The organism is Rhizobium viscosum, assembly GCF_014873945.1.
GTDB classification, from domain to species: Bacteria; Pseudomonadota; Alphaproteobacteria; order Rhizobiales; family Rhizobiaceae; genus Rhizobium; species Rhizobium viscosum.
In genome coordinates this window covers 3,266,079-3,292,270 of record NZ_JADBEC010000001.1, presented here as the reverse complement: position 1 = coordinate 3,292,270, position 26,192 = coordinate 3,266,079, and the positions used below count along the sequence as shown (strand labels likewise).

Genomic DNA, 26,192 nt, shown 5'->3' with positions numbered 1-26,192 from the left:
CGGTGATTCCCACAAAATTTGTTCTCGTCAAGCTTTTCCAGAAAAAAAGCCATCGAAAACCCGGAAAAAGCCTTATCCACAGGCTTTGAACCGCGCCAGCGATTGCGAAGCTTATCTAGTATGTCACCGGGAAAAGACAAGGGCTTTTGTACAAACACCAGAATAGCCGCAACTCGCTCCAACCGTACGCCATAGATTCTTCGCAAAGCGCCAACATGAGTTGCAAAAAAGAGGCGCGCACGATTATGGCGAATTCCGCTCCGGTTCTGCTTGCACTTGTCGCGTTGTTCGCCGTCTTCCCGGCAAGCGGCTACCCCCAGGATGCAGGCAGCACAATCAGCTTCGGGATTTTGTTCGCAGATCGCGATCCGATAGTCGGGTCCGCCACTTGCTATAACGGCAAGACCTGCGAACTGGTCAAGGACATCGGACCAATACACTCGCTCAGCATCACCCACTTCTCGAAATCACCCGATCGCGGAAGTCGGCTGAAAATCGAATGCGCCTCCGATTGCTCTTTCGGCAATCAGCAATTCAGCACGGAAATAGGCCGTGAGCGTCAATTTTACTTCTTCAACGGGTCCGACACATTTACCGCGAAGCTACTGGCCATCAGAATACGCGATCCCGTCGGGCGGATCCTGCTCAACTACTAACGTGGCATTCGGCTGAAACGGTGTGGCGATTTCGTCAGCTCAAGATTTGGGATCGTGATGTTGAGAAATAGGTTGATCCTTCTGGCCGCTATCGTGCTCGGCGTTCTTGCCTATACGAAAGTGATGGCGAGGGTCGGCTCGGGCTCACCTCCTGCCGATGCGCCGCTGGAGCAGCAGGCTGATCTCATTCGCGTTCATAAATCCGAACGCAGCATGGTTCTGCTCCGAGGCGACACTCCTCTTTCGACATATCGAATTTCTCTTGGAAGTGCGGCCGATGAGGGACCAAAACAGCGGGAAGGCGACGAGAAAACACCAGAAGGACGCTATGAAATCGACTGGCGAAACCCACGGTCCATGGCGCATCTCAGTTTGCACATTTCTTATCCCGCCCCTGCCGATCGGCAAAACGCCGAGTTGAAGGGCTATTCTCCCGGCGGCAATATCATGATCCATGGGCTACCCAATGGCTGGGGCTTCCTTCAGGGCATTCATCGACTCTGGGATTGGACAGATGGGTGTATCGCCGTGACCGATGAGGAAATGCGCGATATCTGGGCGCGCGTCCCCGATCACACGCCGATAGAGATCGCGCCTTAAGTCGCCGCCCTGACAGCGCGTCATAGGCGTTCACCGTCAGGGCCGATGGATTGAGTGCCGGGATACAACGCGGATTGACGGACGCCATCTTCATACCGTTCGGCGCCATCGCTTCGGCCTCCTCACATCCAGTCCATCACGACCTTGCCGGAATTGCCCGAACGCATCGCCTCGAAGCCATCGCGGAATTCGTCGATCTTGATGCGATGGGTGATGACAGGCGACAGATCCAATCCGCCTTGGACGAAGGCGATCATCTTGTACCAGGTCTCGAACATCTCGCGCCCATAGATGCCCTTGAGGTTCAGCATCTTGAAGATCACCTTGTTCCAGTCGATCTCGAAACCGGCCGGCGCAATGCCGAGGATGGCGATCTTGCCGCCATTGTTCATCTTGTCGATCATGTCGCGGAAGGCCGGCGCCGCGCCCGACATTTCGAGACCGACGTCAAAGCCCTCGGTCATGCCGATCGCCTTCATCACATCGGCAAGGTTTTCCTTGGATGCATCCACGACGTAATCGATGCCAAGCTTGCGCGCGAGATCGAGCCGGCTCGGATTGATGTCGGTGATGACGACCTTGCGCGCGCCGGAGCGCTTGGCGACGAGCGCACCCATGATGCCGATCGGTCCGGCACCCGTGACCAACACGTCTTCGCCGACGAGATCGAAGGAGAGCGCGGTATGAACGGCATTGCCGAACGGATCGAAGATCGCCGCGATCTCATCCGGGATATCATCCGGGATCGGCACGACATTGGCCTCCGGGATGCAGACGAATTCGCCGAAGGAGCCTGGGCGGTTGACGCCGACGCCGAGCGTGTTGCGGCAGAGATGGCCCCTGCCCGCGCGACAGTTGCGGCACTTGCCGCAGACGATATGCCCCTCGCCCGAGACACGTTCGCCGACATGATATTTGGTGACGGCCGAGCCGATTTCCGCGATCTCGCCGCAGAATTCATGGCCAACGACCATCGGCACCGGAATGGTCTTCTGCGCCCATTGATCCCAGTTCCAGATATGCACGTCCGTGCCGCAGATCGCCGATTTCTTGACGCGGATCAGCACGTCGTTCGGGCCGACTTCCGGCACCGGCACATTCTCCATCCAGAGACCGACTTCCGGCTTCGCCTTGACCAGTGCTTTCATCATGTTGGACATGATCTTTTCTCCCCAAGGCTCTCAGATAACGCCGAGTTCGCGGCCAGCTTCGGCAAAGGCGGCAATCGCCCGCTCCACATCCGCCTTCGAATGCGCCGCCGACATCTGCGTGCGGATGCGCGCCTGCCCCTTCGGCACGACCGGGAAGGAGAAGCCGATCACGTAGACACCCTTTTTCAGCATCAGCGCCGCCATGTCCTGCGCGAGTTTTGCATCTCCCAGCATGACCGGGATGATCGGATGCCCCTCGCCGGCAAGCGTGAAGCCGAGCTTGGTCATTTCGGTGCGAAACAGCGCGGCATTGGCCGAGAGCCGCTCACGCAGCGCATCACCACTGTCGATGAGGTCGAAGACTTTGAGCGAGGCAGCTGCGATAACAGGCGCCAGCGTGTTGGAGAAAAGATAGGGGCGCGAGCGCTGCCGCAGCCACTCGACGATCTCGGCCTTGGCCGACGTATAACCGCCCGATGCACCGCCAAGCGCCTTGCCGAGGGTACCCGTGATGATATCGACACGGCCTTCGACGCCACAATATTCCGGCGAGCCACGGCCATGCTTGCCGACGAAACCGACGGCGTGGCTGTCATCCACCATGACCATCGCACCGTATTTTTCGGCGAGATCGCAGACACCCTGCAGATTGGCGATGATGCCGTCCATGGAGAAGACGCCATCCGTCGCGATCATCTTGAAACGGCTGCCTTCGGCCTTCTTCAGCTCTTCTTCGAGTGCTGCCATGTCATTATTGGCGTAACGGAAGCGCTTGGCCTTGGAGAGGCGCACGCCATCGATGATCGAGGCATGGTTCAACGCATCGGAAATGATCGCATCCTCTTCACCGAGCAGCGTCTCGAACAGGCCGCCATTGGCGTCGAAACAGGAGGAATAGAGAATCGTGTCCTCCATGCCGAGGAAGGAGGAGATGCGCGCCTCGAGCTCTTTGTGCTCTTCCTGCGTGCCGCAGATGAAGCGAACCGAGGCCATGCCGTAGCCATAACGGTCGAGCGCCTTCTTGCCGGCTTCCGCAAGCTCCTCGTTATCGGCAAGGCCGAGATAGTTGTTGGCGCAGAAATTCAGCACCCGCTCGCCCGAGGCAATGGCGATTTCGCCGGCCTGCTTCGACGTGATCACGCGCTCGGATTTATAGAGGCCAGCATCCTTCAGCGCAGCCAGTTCACCGCGCAAATGTGAGAGGAAATTCGAGGTCATTGAGAGCCCTTCTCTTGATGTTTTCCCGTCTGAGCGTCGGTTAGCACATCGCCACCGGCTTGTCTTGTTCAACGCTCGGCCGTGACAAGCAGAAAGGTCGGCCAGTCGAGCTCTTCAGCCCATTCCGGATGGTCGGTCAGGTCCTGCTCGTTCGCACACCGCCATCATCCCAGAAATATGGCGTCCTGATGTAGAAAGGCGAAGGCCTGCAGGCGCGCGTTATTCGTCGTGGGAGAGGATGATATCGAGGAAAGCGTCGCCGTAGCGTTCGAGCTTGGACTGACCGACGCCGGAAATGCCGAGCAGTTCCTTGCGGCTGCGCGGCCGCTCGGTGGCGAAGGCGATCAGTGTCGTATCGGGAAAAACGACATAGGGCGGCACGCCGAGAGACTTGGCAATCGACGTGCGCTCGGCCCTGAGTGCTTCGAAGAGAGCCCCATCCGCACCCGAAAGCCCGGTTCTCCGCTCGGCACGCTCAGTCTTCTTCGCTCTGCGCTCGGAAGGCGCGCGATCCTTGCGGAAGAAGACCTCGCGCTCACGCTTGAAGACGGCGCGCGCCTCCGGCTCCAGCTTCAAGGCTCCGAACGCCTCATGATCGACGCGGATCAGCCCCATCGCCATCAGCTGGCGATAGACCGATTGCCAGGTGCGAACAGCAATATCCTTGCCGGCGCCGAAAACAGGCATATCGACATGGCGAAAGCGTTCCGTCTTCTCGTTGACGTTGCCCATCAGCACATCGATGACGTGGCCGGCGCCAAAGCGCTCGCCGGTGCGATAGACAGCCGCCAGTGCCTTGATCGCCGCTTCCGTCCCGTCCCAGGTCTCGACCGGCTTCAGGCAGGTGTCGCAGCTGCCGCATTTGCCGCCATGCGCCTCGCCGAAATGCGCCAGAATCGCCTGCCGCCGGCAGGATGCAGTCTCGCAGATCGCCAGCAGCGCATTAAGCTTGCCGCGTTCGATGCGTTTGATCTCATCGGCCGCATTGCCCTCATCAATCATTCGCCGGCGCTGAATCACATCGGCCATGCCATAGGCCATCCAGACCTCGGACGGCAGACCATCACGTCCGGCGCGACCCGTCTCCTGATAATAGGCCTCGACTGAGCCCGGCAGATCGAGATGGGCAACGTAGCGCACGTTCGGCTTGTCAATGCCCATGCCGAAGGCGACGGTTGCCACAAGGCAGAGTTCTTCCTCCTTCAGAAACGCATCTTGGTTGGCGTCACGCAGCGCCCGATCCATACCGGCATGATAGGGCAGCGCCCGGATGCCCTGCGTGTTCAGCCAGTCCGCCGTCTCCTCCACCTTGGCGCGCGACAGGCAGTAGACGATACCGCTATCGCCCTTGTGGCCGGAGAGAAAGCGCAGGAGCTGCTGGCGCGGCTGGTCCCGCTCGACGATCTCATAGGAGATATTCGGCCGGTCGAAGCTCGTCGTGAAGACTGCGGCATTGTCGAGCATCAGGCGCTCGATAATGTCTTCGCGCGTATGCGGATCGGCCGTCGCCGTCAGCGCGATGCGCGGCACGCCGGGATATTGCTCGGACAGCTTACCGAGTTCGCGATACTCCGGCCGGAAATCATGACCCCACTGCGAGACACAATGGGCTTCGTCGATGGCAAAGAGCGCGATCTTTGCGTTGCCGATGATCTCCCGGAACCCCTCCATCAGAATGCGCTCGGGCGTGACGTAGAGCAGATCGAGATCACCGGAGGAAATGCCGCGGCGGATCGCCACATATTCTTCGCGTGAGATGGATGAATTGAGCGCTGCGGCCCGAATGCCGAGTTGCTTCATCGCCTCCACCTGGTCGCGCATCAGCGCAATCAGCGGCGAAACGACGATGCCAAGACCCTGGCGGCAAAGCGCTGGGATCTGGAAGCAGAGGGATTTGCCGGCACCTGTTGGAAACAGCACGACGGCATCGCCGCCGGCAACAACATGTTCCACCACCTCCTGCTGCCGGCCGCGAAAGGCGGAATAGCCGTAGACGCGCTTCAGTACATCGAGCGGCCGGGCTGCACCTGCAAACAGGGCGTCGGATGCGGAGAAGGATGGTTCGTCGTGTTCGGCCTGCGACATCAGTGGCTCGCAGCACCCTTGACGCGGCCGGAGAGCACGCCGAAGCCATCGATGATGGCCTCCTGGTTTTCGAGCCTGAGCGCCTCGTATTGCACTTCCTGTGAGGCGCGCATCAGCCGGTCGATTTCGGCATCGTCCCCGGCCTCGGTCGCCTGCGCGATATCGCGCTCCAGCTCGATCTTTTGCCAGCGCAGGTCCTTGGCACGCTTATGGAAGGCAAGCGCCTGACGATAGCCTTCGCGGGCATCCTCCATCGCCGCCTCCTCGGTCGCCGTCCAGAGCCGCGCATTGCGCACCTGCTGGTCAAGATTCTTCAAGAGCGGACCGAAGCCGGCCACATCGAGGCATTCCATGAGATAATCACGCGTCAGATGCGGCCCGGCAACGACAGCCGCCGCACCCAGCATCGCCGACCAGAGCTTCTGCAGGTCGCGATTGTCATAGTCGATCGCGGCGATCTCATCGTAGTCGTCGAGCATCAGCGAGGGGTGATTGATGACCGTCAGCGCCAGCACACATTCTCTCAGCGCCGTATTGTCCTGATGGCCGCGCACGAGACCTGAACGGGTCAGGCGATCCGATGCGGCAACGGGAGTTCGAGGCCCGGCGGGAGCGCCAGCCTTCTGGCCGCGGAAATTGCCACTACCGGTGCTGCCGCCGAAATTGCGTCGCTCGCCGCCGCCGCGATTCTGGAACTGCGGCTGGAAGAAGCTGTTCAGCTTGTCGCGCATATCCTGCTGGTAATGGCGACGCACATTCTCGTCCGCGATGACGGCGACGAGCTGCCTCAGCCGCGCCTCCAGTTCGGCGCGCGCTTCCGGCGTATCGAACTTGCCCGCTTTCGCCTCGCGATCCCAGAGCATTTCCGAGAGCGGCTTGGCCTGCGCCATGACCCTGTCGAAGGGCGCCCTGCCCTCGTGTTTGACGAGATCATCAGGGTCCTTGCCGTCGGGCAATAGCGCGAAACGCACGCTCCGCCCTGGCTTCAGATGCGGCAGCGCGAGATCGGCGGCACGGTTGGCGGCACGAATGCCGGCACCGTCGCCATCGAAGCAGAGCACCGGCTGCGATGTCATCTTCCAAAGCAGATCGAGCTGGTTTTCCGTCAGCGCTGTGCCAAGCGGTGCCACGGCATTTTCGACACCTGCCTGATGCAGCGCGATGACATCCATATAGCCTTCAACGGCAATGATCGTGCCCTCGCCGTTCGCCCCCTGCATCGAGCGGCGCGCGCGGGCGAAATTGTAGAGCACATTGCCTTTGTGGAAGAGCTCGGTCTCATTGGAGTTGAGATATTTCGCCGGCGCATCCGGAGACATGGCGCGTCCGCCGAAGGCTATGACCTTCTCACGAGAGGAGAGAATCGGGAACATGATGCGATCGCGGAAGCGGTCGTAGGAGACCGGAACGTTTTCATGAACCACCAGCCCGCAAGCCTCGATCTGCTCCTTGCTGACACCCTTGCCGGCCAGAAATTCCTTCAGCGCATTGCGGCTGTCAGGCGCAAAACCGAGCCGGAACGTCTCGATCGTACGCCCCGTTAGCCCGCGGTCACGCAGATAGGCGCGCGCCCGTGCGCCATTTGCCGTCTGCAACTGATCCTGAAAGAACTGCGTCGCCATTTCCATGACATCGAGAAGCGAGGTGCGCTCCTTCTCCCGCTTTTCCATCTGCGGATCGGCAACCGGCATCGGCACGCCGGCCATGTCGGCGATCGTCTGCACGGCTTCGGGGAAGCTCTGACCTTCGAGCTCGGTCAGGAAGCGGAAATGATCGCCGGTCACACCGCAGCCGAAGCAATGGTAGCGACCCTTGCGGTCCTCGCAATGGAAGCTCGGCGACTTCTCGCCGTGGAAAGGGCAGCAGGCCCAATAGTCGCCGCGCGATACATTGGTCTTGCGCTTGTCCCAGCTCACGCGCCGCGCAATCACGTTCGATATGGGAACGCGGTCGCGGATATCGTCCAGGAAGGTGGGGGAAAAGCGCATCTCTACCTCTTGCAGAACATCCATATAAGCAGCTTTGCCGCGCCGCGCCACGAAACTTCTGCCGTAAATCCCGCTTTTCACAGGGCGGAGGAGATTGTCACAAATGTCCGCCGATGCCACTCAACAAAGCGTTATCAGACCCTGACAGGGGGTGCGACATTTTTGACATTTTCCAAGTTCCGAAAGCCTGGCGATGTCCATTTCGCGGAAAGCCAATCCAGAGAAAGAAAGGCAAAAACAATCAGTTAGAAGAGATACGAGCGGATTACCCGGGCTTTTCCGGAGTGTGTGGTCGAACTCCATATTCACATCCCAAAAGGCCGAATCCGGGATTATTATATTTTTGTAATTTGAATAGACCGGGGGCTGGCCATAAGTTCGATCTCAACAAAGCGATCCCCAAGCGAGGCACCATCCCTACCCCCGGCGCCGCCTCGCAAGGGTGCCTTTGCAAATACCCGCCGGCTTGGGTTTCGACCCTGCGTCGCTGACGGAAGCAAAGAGCAAGAAGGCAGGAGCGCCCCCAGCTCCTGCCTTCTTAATTTTTGGAGCATTTCCAGCAAAAATGTGCAGCTGTTCTGCGTTCGGAATTGTCTAAAAACAAATAAACACAGCATTTCCGTTTTCGGAGAAAACCAGAAATCTTCAGGATTTTGCACAACCGCTTTTATTGAGCTTTACCTTACCAATTAACCCCTGAAATACAAAAGCATTGACACTTCCAATAGGCGTGGCAAATGAATGCGCGAAACTCCTGGACAGCGCCATGGCCTACACCGCAGAAAATCTTGCAGCCAACGATAATTTTCTTGCTGCAATTCTTCATTGTGCCAATGAAATGCTCGCGATTTATCGCGAAAGCCCACGTATTGCATCGATCTTCGCCGCACAGCAGCGCTGGCTGATGGCGCATACCGGCTTTGCTCTCTATTACGGCTATCCCGGGGATGAGAGGCGCGGCCTCTATTCCGGCCGTTTCATCGATTTCGTCATCCAAAATAAGATCGCCAGCCGCAACACTGCCGCTGCTTTCGTTCAGGAAATGCTGGCCTACCGGTTTCTGCGCCCTGTTCCGGGCGACGACAAACGCACCCGCTATCTTGAGCCGACGGAAACGGCCGAGCATCATTTTACCAAATGGCTGGTCGCCCACCTGATGATTCTGGATAGCCTCGATAGCGGCCATCGCGTGGAAAATCTGACGGCCGATCCCACATTGATCGCCCGCCTGCAGCCACTCATCGCCAAGAAGATCATCGAAACCGAAGCCGTGCGCGATCCGGGCGCTACCTTCAATCTCTTCAACTGGGCCAATTCCGGCGGCCTCGTGATGGATTATCTGATTTCGCGCCTGCCGGGCTTTCCGCATTCTGCCGATCGCATCATTGTCGGCCCGTTGTCGCTGCGCGAGATTCGCGATCAGTTCATGATTTCCAATACCCACCTGAAACGCCTGCTCACGCAGGCCGCCGATATGGGAAGCGTAGGATGGACCGAGCCGCCGAGAAAGGGCGATTTCTGGCTCTCCCGCGGTTTCGTGCTCGAATATTGGAACTATCAGGCGGCGAAATTCGCCATTATCGATGCTGCCGCCGAAGTGGTACTTGGGCCTGCGGTCGCAGAACAACCGCAGGCAAGGCGTTTTATTTCAGCAGCTCTTTGACCGTGCCTGAAGCCTTGGCGAAATCCATCTGGCCGGCATAGTGTTCTTTCAGGGCAGCCATGATCTTGCCCATGTCCTTCGGGCCTTCGGCGCCGACTTCCTTGATAATGGCGGCGATATTGGCACGCACCTCGTCGTCGGAAAGCTGCTTCGGCATGAAGTCCTGGATAACGACAATTTCTGCGCGCTCCTTGGCTGCAAGCTCGGGGCGGGCATTCTCTTCGTAAATCTTCGCCGACTCATCGCGCTGCTTCACCATTTTGGCGAGGATCTGCAGCACTTCGTCGTCGCCCGCCTCTTCCTTGCCGACGCCGCGATTGGCGATGTCACGATCCTTGATCGCGGCCTGGATGAGGCGGATGGTGCCGAGACGGTCCATCTTCTTTGCCTTCATGGCCTCTTTGAGCTCAGTGGCGAGTTGATCGCGCAGCATGTCGTTACTCCTTTTAAAATGGCGCTTTCATAAACCAGGCCGATGCATGGGATCAAATAAATTGCGAGAATCCCGCCAATATCGGCAGGAAAAGTGCCGCAATATGCAGTACAAAGATTGACCTAGGCAAAGAGCGTGGCTATCTACCGCCACCTGCACCAAAATTCGTGATCAGGCGTCGAACGCGGCCAAGGCCGCGCGCCTGCACCTGCGAGATCAAATGGCCGGCTCGCGTTTTCAGAACGCCAGGCCCGCCGGAAAAGGGATGAAGATGACCGCGACAGCACCCTGGACAACCGAAAAGCCGACCGCCCTGCTCGTTCTTGCCGACGGCACCGTCATTGAAGGTAAGGGCATCGGCGCAACCGGCAAGGTCCAGGCTGAAGCGGTCTTCAACACTGCGCTCACTGGCTACGAGGAAATCCTCACCGACCCCTCCTATCTCGGCCAGATCGTCACCTTCACCTTCCCCCATATCGGCAATATCGGCACCAACGAAGAAGATATCGAAGACCTGACGCCGGCAGCACGCCATGGCGCGGTCGGCGTGATCTTCAAGGCCGATATCACTGAGCCCTCCAACTACCGCGCCGCCAAGCATCTCGACGCCTGGCTGAAGGCCCGCGGCATCATCGGCCTCTGCGGCATCGACACCCGCGCGCTGACGGCCTGGATCCGCGAAAACGGCTCGCCCAACGCCGTCATCGCCCATGATCCCCAGGGCAATTTCGACGTCGACGCACTGAAGGCGGAGGCCAAGGCTTGGAGCGGCCTCGAAGGTCTCGACCTCGCCAAGATCGCTTCGTCCGGCCAGTCCTCGCAGTGGTCGCAGACCCCCTGGGTCTGGAACGAAGGATACGGCGAACTCGGCGCTGCCGACACGAAGTATCATGTCGTCTGCCTGGATTACGGCGTGAAGCGCAACATCCTGCGCCTCTTTGCCGGCCTCGACTGCAAGGTCACCGTCATGCCGGCAACGACGAGCGCTGAGGACGTGCTCGCCCTGCAGCCTGATGGCATCTTCCTGTCGAATGGCCCCGGCGACCCGGCAGCTACGGGCGAATATGCCGTTCCCGTCATCAAGGACCTGATCAGCACCGATATCCCGGTCTTTGGCATCTGCCTCGGCCACCAGATGCTGGGCCTGGCACTCGGCGCCAAGACCGAGAAGATGCATCAGGGCCATCACGGCGCCAACCATCCGGTCAAGGATCACACGACCGGCAAGGTCGAGATCGTCTCCATGAACCACGGCTTCGCGGTCGACACGAAGTCGCTGCCCGAAGGCGTTGAAGAGACTCACGTATCGCTCTTCGACGGCACGAATTGCGGCCTGCGCGTTCTCGGCAAGTCGGTCTTCTCCGTCCAGCATCACCCGGAAGCCTCCCCCGGTCCGCAGGACAGCCACTACCTCTTCCGCCGCTTCGTCAACATGGTGCGCGAGAAGAAGGGCGAATCGGCGCTCGCCGAGCGCTGATTTCTCATCACCGCTGCTTCGCAGCCCAGCCCGTTTGATCAAAAATCACGATCCTCACTTATCGAGGGGGTCGTCTTCATCAACATATTGCCTGCTGAAAATACTTTCATAGGAACAGTGCTAACCCGTCTCGCGGCTTTGGAGCGGTGTATGTCTGACGGAATTATCAAACTGCTGAAACCGGACGATGCTGAGGTCTTCAAGAAAATTCGACTTGAAGCCCTGCGTTCTGAACCTGCCGCATTCGCCAGCCGCTCAGAAGATTGGGAGGTACTGTCTCTTGATGAATGGCGCAACCGGTTGATTGAAATGCCGGTCTTCGTCGCCTTCCAGGATGATGAACCGGTCGCGATCATGGGGCTGATGTGGCAAAAGCCAAGCAAGATGGCGCACCGGGCAACGCTGATAATGGTCTATGTGCGTGCCAGCCTGCGCGGAACCGGCCTTGCTCTTGAACTTCTGGAACAAGTGACGAAGCATGCAGATGCCCACGGGATCAGGCAGATCGAACTGGCGGTCAGCGCCGAAAATCCCGCGGCACGCCGGTTTTACGAGCGCGAAGGTTTTGTCGAAATAGGCCGGATTCCGGGCGCGTTTCTCCAAGACGGCGTGGAGGTGGATGAGATTATGATGTCCCGCCGGATAGGCTCCTGGGAGACCCGCCATGTTTCAGAACACTGGACGCAACCTAACCGACGCTGACATTGTTCTGCATCCGGCGTCCGGGCCGAGATTGGTCCGCTCAGGCGGGCCTTTTTTCTTTGTCGGCATATTGACCTCAACTTAACTTGAGGAACTACAGAACTGCCTGCAACACATCCGATGCAGGAGAAGACTGGATGAGCGGAGCTTTCTACAGGATAGACAAATTCGTCGTGCCCGCCGCGGCGCGTGAGGAATTTCTCGTCAATGTGATGATGACCCATAAGGTGCTTGAGGCACAGGACGGCTTCATCAATCATACGGTGCTGGAACAGGTTGCCGGTCCCGGCGAATTCAATTTCGTGACCGTTGCCGAATGGGAAAGTGCGGATGTCGTCGAACGCGTGCGGGCAGTCGTTGCCGCAGCCCACAAGGCCGCCAATTTCGACCCGCAGGAAATGTTTGCGCGCCTCGGCATCCGCGCCGATATCGCCAGCTACAAGCCCGTGGCCGCCTGATATTCCAAGACGGCCGGCTTAGGCGCCGGCCGCAGCTCCTTCCCGGCGAACGAGAATGTAGAAGCGCGCACAGAGCATGGCGGCCGCCGCCGCAAGCCCGACGAGAAAGCCGAGCCAGATGCCGAGACCGCCCAAACCGAGCGGGAAGGCGAAGGCCCAGGCGAGGAAGAAGCCGATCGGCCAGTAGGCGATCAGCGCCAGGATCATCGGCACGCGCGCATCCTTCAGCCCGCGCAGCAAGCCGCTGGCAATCGCCTGTACACCATCGACGAACTGGAAGAGACCGGCAATGACGATCAGCGGACCGGCATAGGCCAGCACTTCAGGCGCTTCCGGCAGGCTGACATCAAGGAACAGGCGCGCCAGAAGCTGGGGCACGGTCGCAAAGATGATGCTGCCGACGATCGCAGCGATGCTGGCGATGATCAGCACCGTGATCGCCGCCCGTACCAGCCCAGCATGATCGCCCTGCCCGTGCGCGACACCGACCCGCACGGTTGCCGCCTGGCCGAGACCGAGCGGGATCATGAAGGCCATCGACGCCCACTGCAGAGCGATGCCATGCGCGGCAAGCTCGATCGTGCCGATATGGCCCATCAGCAGCGAGGCTGCAGTGAAGAGGCTGACTTCGGCGAGGATGGTGACGCTGATCGGCAGGCCGAGACGGATAACCTCGAAGAAGGCATGCCAGTCCGGCTTCCAGAAGCGCACGAAAATCTCATAACGCCGCGTCTCGTCCCTGCCCTGCACGAAGGCCAGGATGAACAGGAAGCCCGCCGTCTGCACCGCGACGGACACGATTGCTGCACCCTCCAGGCCCATGACCGGAAAACCGAAATGGCCGAGCACGAGGATGTAGGCGCCGATCGCATTCAGCACCAGCATGGCGATGGTGACCTGGAGAATGACGCCGGCCTTGCCGATGGCGCTAACGAGCGCGCGCATGACATTATAGAGCAGCCCCGGCAGCACACCGAACTGACCGATGATGATATAGCCGTGGGCAAGTTTCGCCACTTCAGGCTTCTGCCCGAAATAACGCAGGATCGCCTCGGAATTGTAGAAGGCCGGCTGCATCAGCAGCCAATAGCAGATGACGACCCAGATCCCCATGCGCAGCGAGCGGCGCACGGTCACGACATCACCGCGGCCATAGGCCTGGGCCACCATCGGGATGACGGCAATCGCAAAGCCCGACCCGAAAATCAGGATCGTGAACAGGAACTGCGCGGAAAGCACCATGGCGGCAAGATGCTCGGCACCAAGCTGACCGACGATCATCACATCGGTCATGCCGATGCCGAATTGCGCGAGCTGGGCGCCGATCAGCGGCACGCCGAGCATCAGCGTGGCGCGAAAATGCGCAGACCAGCGGTTGTCGTTTGCAGGCGCAACGGCGCGCACATCGATCGGCGTGTCCATGACACTATTCCTGAGATTGAATCGTTAAGGGCCGCAGTGCGGCAAAATATCAGGCTGACTTAGAGCAAAGCAGCGCAAAGAACTACCCCAAAACAAGCAGATGCTGAAAAATTCATCACAGCTTCACTGTTTTTGATGGATCACTCCGCCGCGTTGAAAGCTTGTGCCGGCGCTTTCGATGTCGTCACGCGCGTCAGAAATACAACCGCAGCAACGAGGATGAAGAACGCTGCCAGCAGATAAGGCGCGCCGGCAAAGGTGATCGGTGCATCCGGCTTGGTGAAATAGCCGAACATCTGTGTGAAGATCAGCGGACCGATGATCGTCGTGATGCTGCTGATGCTCGTGAGTGCGCCCTGCAGCTCACCCTGTGCGGATGGCGGCACCTTGCCGGCGGCAATGCTGCGCAGCGGCGGATCGGCAACATTCTCCATGACTGTCAGTACGATCACGGTATAGACGACCCAGCCCTCCCAGGCGAAAGCATAACCTGTAAGGGCGGTCATCGAGAAACACAGGCCGAGCAGCGCCGTCTTCCATTCACCGAGAACAGGCACGACACGCGGCAGAACGAGCCCCATGACCGCAGCGGCGCCGATCCCGTAGAGGCCGAGGGACAGACCGATCTGCCCTTCGCTCCAACCGTAGCGGAAGGTCGAGACGAAGGGCCAGACCGAGGGGTAGACGGCATGGGCGAGGAAAAACAGGAACATCACGAGGCAAACCCAGCCGATGCCGGGATAGTGCCGCATCTGCCGCAAAGCGCCGAGCGGGTTTGCGCGCTTCCATTCGAACGTACGGCGGTTCTTCGCTTCGAGCGTTTCCGGCAGCAGGAAACAGGCGGCAACGAAATTGATGAAGGAAAGCACGGCCGCACCATAGAATGGCACGCGCGGCCCGAACTCACCAAGGAAGCCGCCGATGACAGGCCCGACCGTGAAACCGACACCGAAGGCGATACCGATCAGGCCGAAATTCTTGGCGCGGTTCTCTTCATTGCTGATGTCGGCAATGTAAGCCGAGCAGGTGGCGAAACTGCCACCGCTGATACCGGCAAGTACCCTGCCGACGAAAAGCATCCAGTAACTGGTGGCGATGGCGCAGATGAAATTATCGAACGCGAAGGTCAGCACCGAGAGAAGCAGGATCGGACGGCGCCCGAAACGGTCGCTCAAGTTTCCGAGCAGCGGCGCAAACAGGAACTGCATCAGCGAATAGATCAGCATCAGCCAGCCGCCATCGACAGCCGCGTCACTGACCGTGCCGCCCGTCAACTGCTCCAGATAAACGGGCAGGACCGGCATGATGATGGCGATACCGATGACGTCCAGAAAGAGGATGATGAAGACCAGGAAAAGGCCGCGGCGAACGAATTTCGGATCAAGCATAAGACATCTCTACAGCTGATATTTTCTGGAAAGACGATCTCGTCGCCGGATATATGACATAGCCGATTGAAATAGCCGAAACAATACGTGAACATTTCAATGTTTTTGATGGCGAGACCGCCTAAACAGATGGTTCACGCGCTTTTTCGCTGCTCCATCCGTACAAAATCGACAAAAGCCCGCAATGGCGCGGGCATGTGCTGGCGGCTCGGATAATAGAGAAACGGACCGGAAAATTCGCTGTCCCATTCCTCGAGGATCGACACCAGCCGGCCCTCCGCAATGCCTGGCGCAAGCAGTTCTTCAAAGGTACGGATGACGCCAAGACCGGCAAGCGTGGCCTCGATTTCCATCTCCACAGCATTGGCGATGATAGGCCCGGATGGCGTAATCGCGATCACTTCGTCACCCCGTTCGAATTCCCAGGCAAGCGTAGCGCCGCTGATGAAGCGATGGCGGATGCAGCTATGCTCCAGCAGATCCCGCGGATGCTGCGGCGTGCCCCGCTTTTCCAGATAGGCGGGAGCAGCCGCCGTCACATAGCGCTGCCGGCGCGGGCCGATCGGCACCGCAATCATGTCGCGCTCCAGCCTCTCGTCATAGCGAATGCCGGCATCGAAGCCGGCGGCCAGCACGTCGATGAATGTATCTTCGCCAATGATCTCCAGCGTAATCTGCGGGTAGAGCGCCAGAAACCGCGCGGCGAGGTCCGCCATGAAGAGCTTTAGGACGATACTCGGTACGTTGAGCCTGAGCGTGCCCGCCGGACTGTCGCGAAAACTGTCGAGCTGACTGAGCGCAGCGGCCACTTCAGAAAGCGCCGGCGAAAGCTTCTCGAGCAATCGCTGGCCCGCCGCCGTCGGCGTGACAGAGCGTGTCGTCCGATTGAGAAGCCTGACGCCGAGCCGCTCTTCGAGGCGCCGCAGGGAATCGCTCAGCGATGACGCGGAAACCCCGCGCTTGCGGGCTGCGGAGCGGAAACTGCGCTCTCTTGCAATCGCGGCAAAGGCATCCAGATCACTCAGGGGAAGGTCATCCATTGTTCATTTTTCCGTACGGCCTGTTCGATACTATCCGGATTATCGCACAAGCTTGAGCGCGATAAAACAACATCCGAAGACGCCATCGGCGCTGAAGGAGAAGAAGATGCAGATCCATCGTTTGGGAAAAACCGGTCCAGAAGTCTCGGCTATCGGCCTCGGCTGCATGGGCATGTCAGGCATGTACGGCCCGTCCGACCGTGCTGAGAGTATTGCGACCATCCACGCAGCGCTCGATGCCGGCGTCAACCTGCTCGACACAGGCGACTTCTATGGCATGGGCCATAATGAAATGCTGATCGGCGAGGCACTCAAGGGCCGCAAGCGCGAAGACGCCATCATCAGCGTCAAGTTCGGCGCGTTGCGCGATCCCTCCAATGGCTGGAACGGCTACGACGCCCGCCCCATCGCCGTGAAGAATTTCCTTGCCTACACGCTACAGCGCCTCGGCGTCGATTACATCGACATCTACCGCCCTGCCCGCCTCGATCCGAACGTGCCGATCGAGGAGACGGTCGGCGCGATCTCCGATCTCATCAAGGCCGGCTACGTCCGCCATGTCGGCCTCTCCGAGGTCGGCGCCGACACGATCCGCCGGGCTGCGACCGTCGCACCGATTGCCGACCTGCAGATCGAATATTCACTGATCTCACGCGGCATCGAAGATGAAATCCTGCCTGTGACCCGCGAACTCGGCATTTCCATCACCGCTTATGGCGTGCTGTCGCGCGGCCTCATCAGCGGCCACTGGCAGAAAGGCCAGCAGGGCGCAGGCGATTTCCGGGCCGTCAGCCCGCGCTTCCAGGAGGGCAATATCGATGAAAACCTCGCCCTGGTCGAAGAACTCCGGAAGATCGCCACCCTCAAGGGCGCCTCGGTCGCACAGGTCGCGATCGCCTGGGTAGCAGCTCAGGGCAAGGATATCGTGCCGCTGGTCGGCGCCCGCCGCCGCGACCGGCTGACGGAAGCGCTCGGCTCCCGCGCGGTGGAGCTCACCGCAGACGATCTCTCTGCGATCGAACGCGCCGTACCGAAGGGGGCCGCCAAGGGCGCCCGCTATCCGGAGGCCCAGCTCAAGCACATGGACAGCGAAAAGTAAGCTACCCGGCATACCGGCACCCTGCCTTCAGGCAAGGTGCCGGATATTCTGATCAGATCGGGTTGGAGAAAGTATCGCAGGCCGAAAGCTGCCCGCTGTCGAAGCCACGCTTGAACCAGCGCATGCGCTGCGCCGACGTGCCGTGGTTGAAACTCTCCGGCACGACATAGCCCTGCGAACGCTTCTGCAGCGTATCGTCGCCGATCTGCTGCGCAGCGTTCAACGCCTCTTCGAGATCGCCGGCATCGAGAATGCCCTTCTGCTGGGTAAACTTGCCCCAGATGCCGGCAAAGCAATCCGCCTGCAGCTCGACGCGAACCGACATCTTGTTCGCATCCGCCTCGCTCATGCGCTGGCGAGCCTCATTGAACTTCGGCAGAATGCCGAGCAAGTTCTGCACATGATGGCCGACCTCATGGGCGATCACATACGCTTCGGCGAAATCGCCTGAAGCGCCGAACCGATCGGAAAGCTCCTGGAAGAAGGCCGTGTCGAGATAGACCTTGTGGTCTCCGGGGCAGTAGAAGGGACCGGTCGCAGCCGACGCAAATCCGCAGGCCGACTGCGTCTGGCCGGAGAAGAGAACGAGGCGCGGCTCCTCGTAATCCTTGCCCTGAGACTGGAAGATGCCGTGCCAGGTATCTTCGGTTTCGGCGAGAACCGTGCGCACGAAGGCAGTCATCTCGTCATTGGCGGGAGCCTGCGGGGAGGATTCGCTCTGAGAATAACCGGAGCCGCCAGCGCCATCCATTGAGCCGCCGCCCTCCATCACCTGCAGCAGGTCGACGCCCATCGCCTTAAAGATCAGGTATATGACGACGAGAAAGATGATCGTGCCGATGCTGAGCCCGCCGCCACGACGACCAACGCCGCCACCCGACGGAAAACTGAAGCCGCCGCCACGGCCGAATGGATTACGTCCCCCCAAGCCACCGGACGGATCGCCACGACGATCCTCGATATTGTCGGACTGACGCCGGCCTTTCCATTCCATCTTCGATCTCCCCGGCAATGCACCCAAGCATGCTCTCAGGAGTCAGTTATATATCCGCCGCGAGGACGAATTCCAGCCGCTTCCTCATGCAACCCGGCTGCGGCGCGGACGAAACCCGATGGCCGCGCCGATCGCAGCGGTGACCAGCCCGAGCAGCGCCAGAGCCAGCCAGCTATTGCCGGAGAACGTGACCGCATACATCAGCCGGCCCGGCAGCAGCGTTGCAAGGCCGGCAACGACGATGCCCCCGAAATACATGCCCGATACGATCCGCCGATGCGTACGGATATCATGCCGCCGCGCGGCAAGAACCGCCCGCCAGCTTCCGGCGAGCACAAGGACGGAAAGAAGATGGATTGGGCTGAAGCCATAGACGAGATTGATCTGGTGGATGAAGAAGCTCGACAGCGCCGTCACCACCATCAGCACCATCCAGATCTTGCCGAGCAGACGATGCCGCGGCGTGCCCTTCGGCCATGCAAGCAGATAGGCGCCGAGGATAGCCGCCGGCACCACGGCGGCAACGTGGATCTGAATGGCAATAGCGGCATTAAGCAGAGGTTCCAGGGTCATGAACGGCTCCGGTTGAATTCCTCCCCTGTTTCCGGCATGACTGCATTCCTCTCAACAAACATGGCGTAGACGGCGGGAAAACTTCGTGGATCACCCATCCTTGCAATCCACGCTTCGCGAATTGCAGGTCTTCTGGCGTGCACCGCGCTTCTGGGGAACCTTCCTCGCCATCGTTCTGATCTTCGCGATTACCGGCCCCTACGGCACGATGGAAAGCATGCCCGCCGGTGAACGCTTCGCCTACTGGCTGATTCTGCACGCCGTCGCCTGGTCGATCGCCATCTTGTTTTCGGTTCTTGCCGATACGCTGCTGTGCAGGGTGCTGGATCGCATGTTCTGGCGCATGATGATCGGCTCACTGGTCGCAGCCCTGCCGATCGGCTTTGCGATCGGCCTCGTCGACTATGCCTTCAGCGGCAATCCGGCTTCGTTCAACGGCAGTTTCGCAAGGGCGCTCTTCGCGCTGCCGCTCTGTGCCCTCTTCTGTTTTCTGACTTACCTCGCCATGCATCGCCAAATCGAGCAGGCAACGGCGCAAACACCTCCGACGGCCTCGCTCCTCGATCGGTTGAAGCCGCAAAATCGCGGCGCCCTGCTACGTCTATCCGTGCAGGATCACTATACCGAGGTCGTCACCAGCCGCGGTCGCGAGCTGGTGCTGTTGCGTTTTTCCGATGCGCTGCGCGAGATCGGCGGGACACCGGGCCTCCAGGTGCACAGATCACATTGGGTGGCCGACGCTCATGTTGAAGCCCTGAAACGCGATAACGGCAAGATCCTGATCCTCACGCGCGACGGCACGCAGATTCCCGTCAGCCGGAGTTTTGCCGAGGAAGCCCGCCGGCGCTTCGGCTGAAGAAATGCCGGCAACTGCTTGACGCGACTCCTGCTTTCCCGCTTCCTGATGATGAGGAGACCTGGAGGAGAATGCCGATGAAAGCCGTGCGCCTAGAAGCGACCGGAAAGCTGTTCCTGCGCGAGGTCGAAAAGCCCGTTCCCGGACCGGGCGACCTGCTGGTGCGCGTCGAAGCCTGCGGCATCTGCGGCACCGACCGCCATCTTTTCCTCGGTGAGTTCCCCTCCCATCCACCAGTGACCCTTGGCCACGAATTCGCCGGCATCATCGAAGCAGTCGGCTCCGAGGTCAGCGGTTTCGGCCCCGGCATGCGCGTAACGGGTGATCCCAACATCGCCTGCGGCCGCTGCGAAGAATGCCACAATGGCCGGGTCAATCTCTGCCGGAGCCTGCAGGCGATCGGCATCCACAAAGACGGCGGTTTTGCCGACTACGTCATCCTGCCGCAGAAACAGGCCTTCGCCCTGCCGCCTGGCCTCGATCCTCTGCATGGCGCCTTTTGCGAGCCGCTGGCCTGCTGCCTACACGGCGTCGATCTCGCCAATATCAAGACCGGCGCTTCGGTCATCGTGCTCGGCGGCGGCGTAATCGGCCTGCTTACCGTCCAGCTTGCCCGGCTCGCCGGCGCAACACGTATTCTCCTCGTCACCCGCAATGCCGAGAAACGCGCGCTTGCCGAAACACTCGGTGCCACCGCGACTTTCGATCCGTCACACGCGGATGCCGTCAGCAGTATTACCGGCGATCAAGGTTTGCTGCCTGGCGGCGCCGGCGTCGTCTTTGAATGTGCTGGTGTGCCGGAAACGATGATGCAGGCGCCGAAGCTCGCAAGACGCGGCGGCACTGCCGTTATCCTCGGCGTCATGCCGCAAGGCGCAAAGATAGAGATCGAACCCTTCGACCTGCTGTTTCGCGAAGTGAACCTCGTCAGCTCCTTCCTCAATCCGTTCACGCATGGGCGCGCCGCCGATCTCATCGCCACCGGTGCGATCAAGGTCGAGCCGCTGATTTCGCGTCGGATCACGCTCGAACAGGCACCTGAAGCCATCGCCAATCCTGCGCTTGGCGGCGAGATTCGCACGCTCGTCGTGCCTGGTGGGCAATAGGCTTCCAGCGACCCATTCGGATTCCTGTCGATTCCATGATTTATGGGGTTCCGTTTGCAAAAACATTTGCCTATAAGCCGCTTCTAGCCTGAAAAGACCCTCAATGCGCGACCCGACCCGGTGACCTCCCACCCTGGCCGGCTTTTTGCGCAGCTAGAAATGGATATCGCCCATGCCGAAGCGCCAAGACATCAAATCGATCCTCATCATCGGCGCAGGACCGATCGTCATTGGCCAGGCTTGCGAATTCGACTATTCCGGCACCCAGGCCTGCAAGGCGCTGAAGGAGGAAGGCTACCGCGTCATCCTCGTCAACTCCAACCCGGCCACGATCATGACCGATCCGGGTCTCGCCGATGCAACCTATGTCGAGCCGATCACCCCTGAAGTCGTCGCCAAGATCATCGCCAAGGAACGCCCTGACGCGCTGCTGCCGACAATGGGCGGCCAGACGGCACTGAACACCGCGCTCTCGCTGAAGCGCATGGGCGTGCTCGATCGCTACAATGTTGAGATGATCGGCGCAAAACCTGCCGCCATCGACATGGCTGAGGATCGCGCGCTGTTCCGCGAGGCGATGGCCCGCATCGGCCTTGAAACGCCGCGCTCGATGCTGGCGAACGCCACCGACATCAAGGACGCCGACCGCAAGACGCATGAGGCCGAGCGCACCAAGCTGCGCGAAAGCCTTTCCGGCCCCGATCTCGACAAGGCGCTCGACGAGCTGGAAAACCAGTGGAACCTCGGCGAGAGCGACCGCAAGCAGCGCTATATGAGCCATGCCATGGCAATCGCCGCCCAGGCAATCGATCATGTCGGCCTGCCCGCCATCATCCGCCCGTCCTTCACGCTCGGCGGCACCGGCGGCGGCATTGCCTATAACCGCTCGGAATTCTTCGAAATCGTCGGCAGCGGCCTTGATGCCTCGCCGACCACAGAAGTGCTGGTCGAAGAATCCGTCCTCGGCTGGAAGGAGTATGAGATGGAGGTCGTCCGCGACAAGGCGGACAACTGCATCATCATCTGCTCCATCGAGAACATCGATCCGATGGGTGTCCATACCGGCGATTCGATCACCGTTGCTCCGGCGCTGACGCTGACGGACAAGGAATACCAGATCATGCGCAACGCCTCGATTGCGGTGCTGCGCGAGATCGGCGTCGAAACCGGCGGCTCGAACGTGCAGTTCGCCGTCAACCCGAAGGACGGCCGCCTCGTCGTCATCGAAATGAACCCGCGCGTCTCGCGCTCCTCGGCACTGGCCTCCAAGGCCACCGGCTTCCCGATCGCCAAGATCGCCGCCAAGCTCGCCATCGGCTATACGCTCGACGAACTCGAAAACGACATTACCGGCGGCGCGACGCCGGCTTCGTTCGAACCGTCGATCGACTATGTCGTCACCAAGATCCCACGTTTCGCCTTCGAGAAATTCCCCGGCGCTTCCCCCGTTCTGACCACGGCCATGAAGTCGGTCGGCGAAGTCATGGCGATCGGCCGTACCTTTGCGGAATCGCTGCAGAAGGCGCTGCGCGGCCTCGAAACCGGTCTGACCGGCCTCGACGAAATCGAAATCCCCGATGCCGAGGAAGGTGAATCCAGCCTGAACGCCATCCGTGCCGCCATCGGTACGCCGACGCCGGACCGCCTGCGCATGGTCGCCCAGGCGCTGCGCATGGGCCTGACCATCGAAGAGGTTCATGAAGGCTGCAAGATCGACCCCTGGTTCATCGCCCAGCTGAAGAACATCATCGACATGGAAGCCCGCATCCGCGAGCACGGCCTGCCTGATGATGCCGCAAACCTTCGCATGTTGAAGGCCATGGGCTTCTCGGATGCCCGCCTTGCGACGCTGACCGGCAAGCGCCCGAAGGAAGTGGCCGAGCTGCGCAACGGCCTGAACGTCCGCCCGGTTTTCAAGCGCATTGACACCTGTGCTGCCGAATTCGCCTCGCCGACAGCCTATATGTACTCGACCTATGAAACGCCTTTCGTCGGCGCTGCACGGTCCGAAGCTGAGGTTTCCGACCGCAAGAAGGTCGTCATCCTCGGCGGCGGCCCGAACCGTATCGGCCAGGGCATCGAGTTCGACTATTGCTGCTGCCATGCCGCCTTCGCGCTGAAGGATGCGGGCTATGAAGCGATCATGATCAACTGCAACCCGGAAACGGTCTCGACCGACTACGATACCTCGGATCGCCTCTATTTTGAGCCGCTGACGGCCGAAGATGTGATCGAAATCCTGCGTGCAGAGCAGGAAAAGGGTGAAGTCGTCGGCGTCATTGTCCAGTTCGGCGGCCAGACCCCGCTGAAACTCGCCGAAGCGCTGGAGAAGAACGGCATCCCGATCCTCGGCACCGCGCCTGATATGATCGACCTTGCCGAAGACCGCGACCGCTTCCAGAAGCTCCTGATGAAGCTCGACCTCAATCAGCCGAACAACGGCATCGCCTATTCGGTCGAGCAGGCTCGCCTCGTCGCTGCCGAGATCGGCTTCCCGCTGGTCGTCCGCCCGTCCTACGTGCTTGGTGGCCGTGCCATGCAGATCATCCATGCCGAGAGCCAGTTGCAGAGCTACCTGCTCGATACCGTTCCGGAACTGGTGCCCGAGGACATCAAGGCACGCTACCCGAATGACAAGACCGGCCAGATCAACACGCTGCTCGGCAAGAACCCGCTTCTCTTCGACAGCTACCTGACGAATGCCATCGAAGTCGATGTCGACTGCCTCTCCGACGGCACTGACGTCTATGTCGCCGGCATCATGGAACATATCGAAGAGGCCGGCATCCATTCGGGCGACAGCGCCTGCTCGCTGCCGCCGCGCACGCTTTCGCGCGAGATGCTCGACGAGCTGGAGCGCCAGGCCAAGGCAATGGCAAAGGCGCTCAATGTCGGCGGCCTGATGAACGTGCAGTTCGCCATCAAGGACGACACCGTCTACGTACTCGAAGTCAACCCGCGCGCCTCCCGTACGGTGCCCTTCGTCGCCAAGACCATTGGCGCGCCGATCGCCAAGATCGCCGCCCGCGTCATGGCCGGCGAGAAGCTCGATGCGACCTTCGCCGCCTATGGTGAAAAGCCCGATCCGCGGGCGCTGAAGCACATCGCCGTCAAGGAAGCCGTCTTCCCCTTCGCGCGCTTCCCGGGCGTCGATACGCTGCTCGGCCCGGAAATGCGTTCGACCGGCGAAGTCATCGGCCTCGACAGCGATTTCGCGCTGGCCTTCGCCAAGTCGCAGCTCGGCGCCGGCGTCGAACTGCCGCGTGAAGGCACGGTCTTCGTATCCGTGCGCGATGCCGACAAGCCGCGCGTCCTGCCGGCGATCCGCATCCTGGTCGAACAGGGCTTCAAGGTACTGGCAACCGGCGGCACGGCCCGCTTCCTCGGCGAAAACGGCATCGAGGCGACCAAGATCAACAAGGTTCTTGAGGGACGTCCGCATATCGAGGACGCCATCCGCAACCGCCAGGTCCAGCTTGTCATCAACACGACTGACGGCAACAAGGCGATCTCGGATTCGAAGTCGCTGCGCCGCGCCACGCTGATGCAGAAGGTGCCTTACTACACCACAATGGCCGGCGCCGAAGCCGCCGCCCAGGCCATCAAGGCGCTCAAGGCCGGCAATCTCGAAGTCCGCCCGCTGCAGAGCTACTTCTGATCCCGCGAAGAGGCATCGCCTCTTCGCCTTCGCCTCCTCGGCCCGCCAAAACTGCGACCCAAAATTGCAGACATGGATACTTGATGTTAGCCTGCTTCCCGGTCGTATCGGGGAAGCAGCATGTCGAAGAACATCGTCATTCTGTTCGACGGCACGTCGAACGAGATAACTGCAGACCGCACCAATATTTTGCGTCTGTTCGGAACGCTGAAGCGCTCCGACGACCAGATCGTCTATTACGACCCCGGCGTCGGCACGCTGGGTGCAGCAGATGCCTGGTCGCCCTTCTACCGCCAGTCTATCGAGGTCTGGGGCCTTGCCACCGGTTGGGGTCTCGATGAAAACGTCAAGGGTGCCTACCGCTTCCTCGTCGAAAATTACGATGCCGGCACGCCCGACGATCACGGAGGCCATCCCGACAGGGACCGCATCTATATTTTCGGCTTCAGCCGCGGCGCCTATACGGCCCGAGTTCTCGCAGGTTTCATTCATGCCTTTGGGCTGTGCAGCAGATATCACCTGAACCTGCTCGATTACGCTTACAGAACCTACAAGGGCATTCCCGAACAGGAGCAGCGCGCCGATGGAGGCGATCCCTCATCGGCCTTCAAGAGCATGCGCCTCTATGAGCGCATGCTGCGCAACGACCGCCCGCCGATCAAGCTGCTCGGTCTCTTCGACACCGTCGCCTCTGTCATCGAAAAGGGCAAAGGGCGCATTCAGTTCAAGACCCATCCTTTCACCCGCAAGAATCCAAGCGTCGAATATGTGCGCCATGCCATGGCGATCGACGAGCGAAGAACGATGTTCCAGCCGGAATTGTGGACGCCGGATCAGGATTATCGCGGCAACCCCTTCAAGCCAGCAACTGCAAAACAGGACTTCAAAGAGGTCTGGTTTGCGGGTGTCCACGGCGATATCGGCGGCGGTTACCCGGAGGCCGAGAGTGCCCAGATCAAGATACCGCTCGACTGGATGATCCGCGAAACGGGACCTGCAGGCCTGCTCTACGTTTCGCGTACGATCAACAACATCGTCCTTGGCAAGAGCGACAAGTACTATGTCGAGCTCAATGCGGCCGCACCGCTGCATGACTCGATGAACATAGGCTGGAAACTGCTCGAATATGTTCCGCGTCGCGTGCCGGAAAACTCCTGGCGCAAGCGCGGCGACAGGAGGAGCATTTATCTGCCCCGCGAAGACAGGCGTTTCATCCCCGATGGCGCAAACCTGCATGAATCCGTGAGGGTGCGCATGGTGACCGGATATAATCCGCCGAACCTGCCGAAAGATCCGGTCTTCGTCCCCTGACACGGGCACTGGAGGCCGCCGAATCCCGCTTGGCCGTGCCGCTGGAGGCGCAGGAGGCATCATATTTGGCGCCGTCGGAGAAGATCGCCAACCGTTCTATAAGCGATTTCTTCACCAGCATGTTCATCAAATGTTCACATCGACAAAATCAAGACGAAGAAATGAGCCTCCATCCAACTTCCCTTCAAAAGCAGGCACTTCTGCGGGAAGCGGAAAGCTTCGGTAAGAATTTTATGGAAATCGCGCGTGCCGATCTGCTATAAGCAATGAACTAAGATTGTAGCACGGTTCCGAAGTTCCCTTCGGGACCTGTT

Annotated in this window: 22 protein-coding genes; 12 read left to right on the top strand and 10 right to left on the bottom strand. The window is 60.1% G+C overall.

What is annotated here, in order from left to right:
• Positions 1 to 215: 215 nt before the first annotated feature.
• The gene (locus H4W29_RS16120) at positions 216 to 656 is read left to right on the top strand and encodes a hypothetical protein (RefSeq protein WP_192729796.1); all 441 of its coding nucleotides are present in this window, start codon (positions 216 to 218) and stop codon (positions 654 to 656) included.
• Positions 657 to 713: 57 nt separating this feature from the next.
• Entirely contained in the window at positions 714 to 1,256 is a 543-nt protein-coding gene (locus tag H4W29_RS16115) for a L,D-transpeptidase family protein (RefSeq protein WP_192730755.1), read from the top strand.
• Between the two features lie 122 nt (positions 1,257 to 1,378).
• Here H4W29_RS16115 and tdh read toward each other — a convergent pair whose 3' ends face one another.
• The 4 genes from tdh to dnaG form a co-directional block, all read right to left on the bottom strand.
• Positions 1,379 to 2,416, bottom strand: coding sequence for an L-threonine 3-dehydrogenase (gene tdh, locus H4W29_RS16110; protein WP_192729795.1), 1,038 nt, complete (start codon positions 2,414 to 2,416; stop codon positions 1,379 to 1,381).
• A gap of 21 nt (positions 2,417 to 2,437) precedes the next feature.
• A complete protein-coding gene (locus H4W29_RS16105) occupies positions 2,438 to 3,625 on the bottom strand; it encodes a glycine C-acetyltransferase (RefSeq protein ID WP_192729794.1) in 1,188 nt (395 codons plus the stop codon).
• Between the two features lie 219 nt (positions 3,626 to 3,844).
• Positions 3,845 to 5,710, bottom strand: a complete 1,866-nt coding sequence (gene recQ, locus H4W29_RS16100; RefSeq protein ID WP_192729793.1) for a DNA helicase RecQ — start codon at positions 5,708 to 5,710, stop codon at positions 3,845 to 3,847.
• Positions 5,710 to 7,698, bottom strand: coding sequence for a DNA primase (gene dnaG / locus H4W29_RS16095; RefSeq protein ID WP_192729792.1), 1,989 nt, complete (start codon positions 7,696 to 7,698; stop codon positions 5,710 to 5,712). Before dnaG ends, recQ begins: the two co-directional genes overlap by 1 nt.
• A gap of 766 nt (positions 7,699 to 8,464) precedes the next feature.
• Between dnaG and H4W29_RS16090 the strand changes: the two genes are divergently transcribed.
• Positions 8,465 to 9,361, top strand: a complete 897-nt coding sequence (locus H4W29_RS16090; protein WP_192729791.1) for a hypothetical protein — start codon at positions 8,465 to 8,467, stop codon at positions 9,359 to 9,361.
• On the opposite strand, the gene H4W29_RS16085 is transcribed toward H4W29_RS16090, so the two are convergent.
• Positions 9,342 to 9,794 (bottom strand): GatB/YqeY domain-containing protein, encoded by a 453-nt coding sequence (locus H4W29_RS16085; RefSeq protein WP_192729790.1) that lies wholly within the window; start codon positions 9,792 to 9,794, stop codon positions 9,342 to 9,344. The genes H4W29_RS16090 and H4W29_RS16085 overlap by 20 nt on opposite strands.
• 271 nt (positions 9,795 to 10,065) lie before the next feature.
• On the opposite strand from H4W29_RS16085, the gene carA reads away from it, so the two are divergent.
• The 3 genes from carA (at position 10,066) to H4W29_RS16070 (ending at position 12,431) form a co-directional block, all read left to right on the top strand.
• A complete protein-coding gene (carA, locus tag H4W29_RS16080) occupies positions 10,066 to 11,271 on the top strand; it encodes a glutamine-hydrolyzing carbamoyl-phosphate synthase small subunit (protein ID WP_192730754.1) in 1,206 nt (401 codons plus the stop codon).
• A gap of 150 nt (positions 11,272 to 11,421) precedes the next feature.
• On the top strand, positions 11,422 to 11,973 hold the full coding sequence (locus H4W29_RS16075; protein WP_192729789.1) for a GNAT family N-acetyltransferase: 552 nt from the start codon (positions 11,422 to 11,424) through the stop codon (positions 11,971 to 11,973).
• Between the two features lie 137 nt (positions 11,974 to 12,110).
• A complete protein-coding gene (locus tag H4W29_RS16070; RefSeq protein WP_007824261.1) occupies positions 12,111 to 12,431 on the top strand; it encodes a hypothetical protein in 321 nt (106 codons plus the stop codon).
• Between the two features lie 18 nt (positions 12,432 to 12,449).
• On the opposite strand, the gene H4W29_RS16065 is transcribed toward H4W29_RS16070, so the two are convergent.
• The 3 genes from H4W29_RS16065 to H4W29_RS16055 form a co-directional block, all read right to left on the bottom strand.
• The gene (locus H4W29_RS16065) at positions 12,450 to 13,853 is read right to left on the bottom strand and encodes an MATE family efflux transporter (RefSeq protein WP_192729788.1); all 1,404 of its coding nucleotides are present in this window, start codon (positions 13,851 to 13,853) and stop codon (positions 12,450 to 12,452) included.
• Positions 13,854 to 13,993: 140 nt separating this feature from the next.
• Positions 13,994 to 15,241: a TCR/Tet family MFS transporter gene (locus tag H4W29_RS16060; protein WP_192729787.1), complete on the bottom strand. Its 1,248-nt coding sequence runs from the start codon at positions 15,239 to 15,241 to the stop codon at positions 13,994 to 13,996.
• Positions 15,242 to 15,375: 134 nt separating this feature from the next.
• A complete protein-coding gene (locus tag H4W29_RS16055) occupies positions 15,376 to 16,281 on the bottom strand; it encodes a LysR family transcriptional regulator (RefSeq protein WP_192729786.1) in 906 nt (301 codons plus the stop codon).
• A 106-nt stretch (positions 16,282 to 16,387) separates the two neighbouring features.
• Between H4W29_RS16055 and H4W29_RS16050 the strand changes: the two genes are divergently transcribed.
• Complete coding sequence (locus H4W29_RS16050) at positions 16,388 to 17,380, top strand: aldo/keto reductase (protein WP_192729785.1); 993 nt, start codon at positions 16,388 to 16,390, stop codon at positions 17,378 to 17,380.
• A gap of 52 nt (positions 17,381 to 17,432) precedes the next feature.
• Here H4W29_RS16050 and ypfJ read toward each other — a convergent pair whose 3' ends face one another.
• Positions 17,433 to 18,374, bottom strand: coding sequence for a KPN_02809 family neutral zinc metallopeptidase (ypfJ, locus tag H4W29_RS16045; protein ID WP_192729784.1), 942 nt, complete (start codon positions 18,372 to 18,374; stop codon positions 17,433 to 17,435).
• Between the two features lie 84 nt (positions 18,375 to 18,458).
• Complete coding sequence (locus tag H4W29_RS16040) at positions 18,459 to 18,947, bottom strand: DUF2306 domain-containing protein (RefSeq protein WP_192729783.1); 489 nt, start codon at positions 18,945 to 18,947, stop codon at positions 18,459 to 18,461.
• A gap of 85 nt (positions 18,948 to 19,032) precedes the next feature.
• On the opposite strand from H4W29_RS16040, the gene H4W29_RS16035 reads away from it, so the two are divergent.
• From H4W29_RS16035 to H4W29_RS16015, 5 genes are all read left to right on the top strand, one after another.
• Complete coding sequence (locus tag H4W29_RS16035) at positions 19,033 to 19,803, top strand: LytTR family DNA-binding domain-containing protein (protein ID WP_192729782.1); 771 nt, start codon at positions 19,033 to 19,035, stop codon at positions 19,801 to 19,803.
• Between the two features lie 77 nt (positions 19,804 to 19,880).
• On the top strand, positions 19,881 to 20,909 hold the full coding sequence (locus H4W29_RS16030; RefSeq protein ID WP_192729781.1) for a zinc-dependent alcohol dehydrogenase family protein: 1,029 nt from the start codon (positions 19,881 to 19,883) through the stop codon (positions 20,907 to 20,909).
• Positions 20,910 to 21,081: 172 nt separating this feature from the next.
• Positions 21,082 to 24,567, top strand: a complete 3,486-nt coding sequence (carB, locus tag H4W29_RS16025; RefSeq protein ID WP_192729780.1) for a carbamoyl-phosphate synthase large subunit — start codon at positions 21,082 to 21,084, stop codon at positions 24,565 to 24,567.
• A gap of 120 nt (positions 24,568 to 24,687) precedes the next feature.
• Positions 24,688 to 25,878, top strand: coding sequence for a T6SS phospholipase effector Tle1-like catalytic domain-containing protein (locus H4W29_RS16020; RefSeq protein ID WP_192729779.1), 1,191 nt, complete (start codon positions 24,688 to 24,690; stop codon positions 25,876 to 25,878).
• 29 nt (positions 25,879 to 25,907) lie between these two features.
• The gene (locus tag H4W29_RS16015) at positions 25,908 to 26,141 is read left to right on the top strand and encodes a hypothetical protein (protein ID WP_192730822.1); all 234 of its coding nucleotides are present in this window, start codon (positions 25,908 to 25,910) and stop codon (positions 26,139 to 26,141) included.
• Positions 26,142 to 26,192 lie beyond the last annotated feature (51 nt).